The sequence below is a fragment of the Kitasatospora sp. NPDC007106 genome (assembly GCF_040634455.1).
In the GTDB taxonomy this organism is placed as follows: Bacteria; Actinomycetota; Actinomycetes; order Streptomycetales; family Streptomycetaceae; genus Kitasatospora; species Kitasatospora arboriphila.
This window is the reverse complement of the sequence record NZ_JBEYFP010000735.1, coordinates 1-2876: the sequence shown is the minus strand read 5'-3', so window position 1 is coordinate 2876 and position 2876 is coordinate 1. Positions and strand designations below refer to the sequence as shown.

The following is a 2876-nucleotide window of genomic DNA, read 5'->3' as shown; positions in this document are numbered from 1 at the left end:
TGCCGCGTTCGGCGCAGGGTGGGCGGGCGGTGGCCGGGGGCGCGGGAGACTGGCGGTGGTCGAGCGAGTCGGAGGGCAGAGCCGTGAGCGGTGCCGCGCAGTTCCACGCCTGGGACGTACGGGAGTCGGGGCCGGCCGACGCGCCGCACCGGGTGCTGCTGCTGCCGGGCGGGCTGTGCAGCACGGCCTTCTACGACGACCTGATGGCCGCTGAGCCGCTCGCCGGGGCGCCGATCCGGCTGGTGGCGGCGACCGTCCCGGGCCATGCCGGGACGGTCGCGCCGCGGGACGTGTCGATGGAGAACTACGCGGCGATCACCGCGGCCTTCGCCGCCGAGCACGGCTGCACGGCCGTGGTGGGCCACAGCCTCGGCGCCAACATCGCGTTGGAGATGGTCGGCGGCGGGCACTTTGCCGGGCCGGTGGTGCTGCTCTCGCCGACCTTCTCGCGGCCGGACGAGTCCAAGGCACTGGCGGTCGCGACGAGGCTCGGCCGGGTGCCCGGGCTCGGTGCGGCGGCCTGGCCGGTGATGCTGTGGCTGGCGCCGAAGGCCCTGGCGGACAGCATTCCGGAGGCCCGGCGGGCGCCGCTGCTGGCCGACCTGAAGCGGAACTCGGCGGCCTTCTGCCGCCGGGCGATGATCGAGTACTTCGCCTACCTCGACCGGCACGGCTCCCTCGTCCCGCGGCTGTGCGGGGCGGGCGTCCGGGCCCGGGTGGTGCGCGGCGACCGGGACGAGGTCGGGCTGACCGACGAGGAGCGCGCCGCGCTGGAGGCCTGCCCGTCGGTCACCCTGGAGACCGTCGCGGACAGCGGCCACTTGGTGATGGTGGAACAGCCCGCGGCGGTCGCCCGGCTGATCGCCGACGCCGTCCTCGGCCCGGACCGCTGAGGGCCGCCGTCACACGGTGAGCACGACCTTGCCCCGGGCGTGCCCGGTGTGGACGTGCCGCACCGCGTCCGCCGCCTGCTCCAGCGGGTAGCCGCGGTCGAGGACGGACACCAGCCGGCCCTGCTCGGCGGCCTCGGCGAGGTGGCGCAGGTCCGCCGTCCGGGTCTGCGCGACCAGCGTGCGCAGCCGCTGCCCGACGAAGGGCGAGAGCGCCATGGCCCGCAGCTGCCGGTCGAGGCCCTGCAGCCACCCGCCGGCGCCCTCGCCGCCCACGATGACCAGCGTGCCGCGCGGGGTGAGGACCTGCCGCAGCAGCGCGAGCGGCCGGTTGCCCGCGGTGTCGACGACGAGGTCGTAGCGGTGCCCGCCCTCGGTGATCTCCTCGCGGGTGTAGTCGAGGACCCGGTCGGCGCCGAGCGAGCGGACGAGTTCGGTCTTCCCGGTGCTGCACACCCCGGTGACCTCCGCACCGAGGAGCTTGGCGACCTGCACGGCGAACGAGCCGACGCCGCCGGCCGCGCCGATCACCAGGACGTGCTGCCCCGCCCGGAGGCCGCCGGTGTCGCGCAGGGCCTGCAGCGCGGTGCAGCCGGAGATCGGCAGGGCCGCGGCCTGTTCGAAGGTCAGCCCGGCGGGCTTGGGGGCGAGCCGTCCGGGTCTGGCGAGGGCGTACTCGGCGAAGGATCCCTCGCAGACGCCGAACACCTCGTCACCGGGGCGGAAGGCGGTGACGTTCGGGCCGACCTCCTCGACCACCCCGGCGGCGTCCATGCCGCGGACGGGATTGCGCGGGGTGCGCAGCCCCGACGCGAGCCGGACGGGACGGGGGAGGCCCGCCATGAGGTGCCAGACGCCGGGATCGACGCCCGCCGCGCGCACCCGGACGAGGACCTCGTCCGCCCCCGGCCGCGGCCGCTCGACCTCCCTGAGCTGCAGCACCTCGGCCTCGCCGTACCTGTCCTGCACAACGGCCTTCACTGGGCCTCCCCCTCGGTCCGTGGGTACTGGAAGACGTCGTCGAGTGCGACGCCGAACACCCGGGCGATCTGGAACGCCATCTCCAGCGAGGGCGAGTACCGGCCCTGCTCGATGGCGATGACGGTCTGTCGGGTGACGCCGATCCGCTCGGCCAGTGCCGCCTGGGTCATCTCCCCGTGGGCGAACCGGAGCGCGCGGATGCTGTTGGTGACCCTGGTCGGCTTCACCACGGGCCGAACCCCCGCCGGTAGGCGGCGAGCTTCGCGGCCGAGCCGAGCAGGGCCGAGAGGACGAAGGCCAGGTACGTCGCATTGGCGATCCAGAAGTGGTCGGCGCGGAGCATGGCCAGGACGAGCACGGCCACTCCGCCGATCGCCAGGAAGGACTGGCCGACGTGGTCGCCGAACCGGTGGATCTCGCGGTCCCGCTGGTCCTTCTGCCGGTCGCCCTCCGGGGAGGCGAGCGAGACCGCGATGTGCAGGACGATCGAGGCCGCGATCGCGAGGCCGACGCTCCAGAGCAGGGCCGCCCGGTACGGCGCGGCGGTGAGCGGACCGGAGCCGGCGCCGCCGAGGACGACTGCCGCGTACGCCGCATAGCTGCTGAGTGTGACCAGGAGCATGATCCAGGCCCGCTTCTCTTCGACTGCCATACCGGAAAGGTAAAGCAGACCGGACATCGTGTCAAAGATTTTTTACCTGTCCAGCTCGGTCCGCGCACTCCCGCCGGACGGGTGAAGCCGTAGCGCCGTCCGGCGGGCCGAGGCCGGGCACGGCTCCGACCCGCGCATCAATGGGGCCATGGGCACCCCCGTCCCGCGCCGGCCCCGCCCGCACCCCGTCCGCCCGCCCGAACTCCTCGACCCCGCCGGTCCGGTGGACCCGGCCGACCCCGTCGACCGGACCCGCCCGGTCTGGTACGCCGCGTACGGCTCCAACATGCGCCGGGCCCGGCTGCACGCCTACCTCGCGGGCGGCAGCCCGCCCGGCACCGCCCGCCGCTACC

4 protein-coding genes and 1 pseudogene are annotated in these 2876 nt (G+C 74.9%); 2 read left to right on the top strand and 3 right to left on the bottom strand.

Features of this window, described 5'->3' with window-relative positions:
- Nucleotides 1-893, top strand: an 893-nt coding sequence (locus tag ABZ641_RS31585) for an alpha/beta hydrolase (RefSeq protein ID WP_359987360.1), incomplete at its 5' end; no start/stop codon positions are given.
- Nucleotides 894-902: 9 nt separating this feature from the next.
- Here the strand turns inward: ABZ641_RS31585 and ABZ641_RS31580 are convergent.
- The 3 genes from ABZ641_RS31580 to ABZ641_RS31570 are packed head-to-tail and all read right to left on the bottom strand — an operon-like array spanning nt 903 to nt 2523.
- On the bottom strand, nt 903-1871 hold the full coding sequence (locus ABZ641_RS31580) for an NAD(P)-dependent alcohol dehydrogenase (RefSeq protein ID WP_359987357.1): 969 nt from the start codon (nt 1869-1871) through the stop codon (nt 903-905).
- On the bottom strand, nt 1868-2071 hold the full coding sequence (locus ABZ641_RS31575; protein WP_344628054.1) for a helix-turn-helix transcriptional regulator: 204 nt from the start codon (nt 2069-2071) through the stop codon (nt 1868-1870). Before ABZ641_RS31575 ends, ABZ641_RS31580 begins: the two co-directional genes overlap by 4 nt.
- 23 nt (nt 2072-2094) lie before the next feature.
- Nucleotides 2095-2523: a hypothetical protein gene (locus ABZ641_RS31570; protein ID WP_344628041.1), complete on the bottom strand. Its 429-nt coding sequence runs from the start codon at nt 2521-2523 to the stop codon at nt 2095-2097.
- A 148-nt stretch (nt 2524-2671) separates the two neighbouring features.
- Between ABZ641_RS31570 and ABZ641_RS31565 the strand changes: the two are divergent.
- Nucleotides 2672-2876, top strand: a pseudogene (locus tag ABZ641_RS31565) (hypothetical protein); the annotation flags it as partial.

Bases quoted from the DNA above. Each gene is read 5' to 3' on its own strand.
- ABZ641_RS31570 (WP_344628041.1), bottom strand. From the start codon at position 2,523: ATGGCAGTCGAAGAGAAGCGGGCCTGGATCATGCTCCTGGTCACACTC.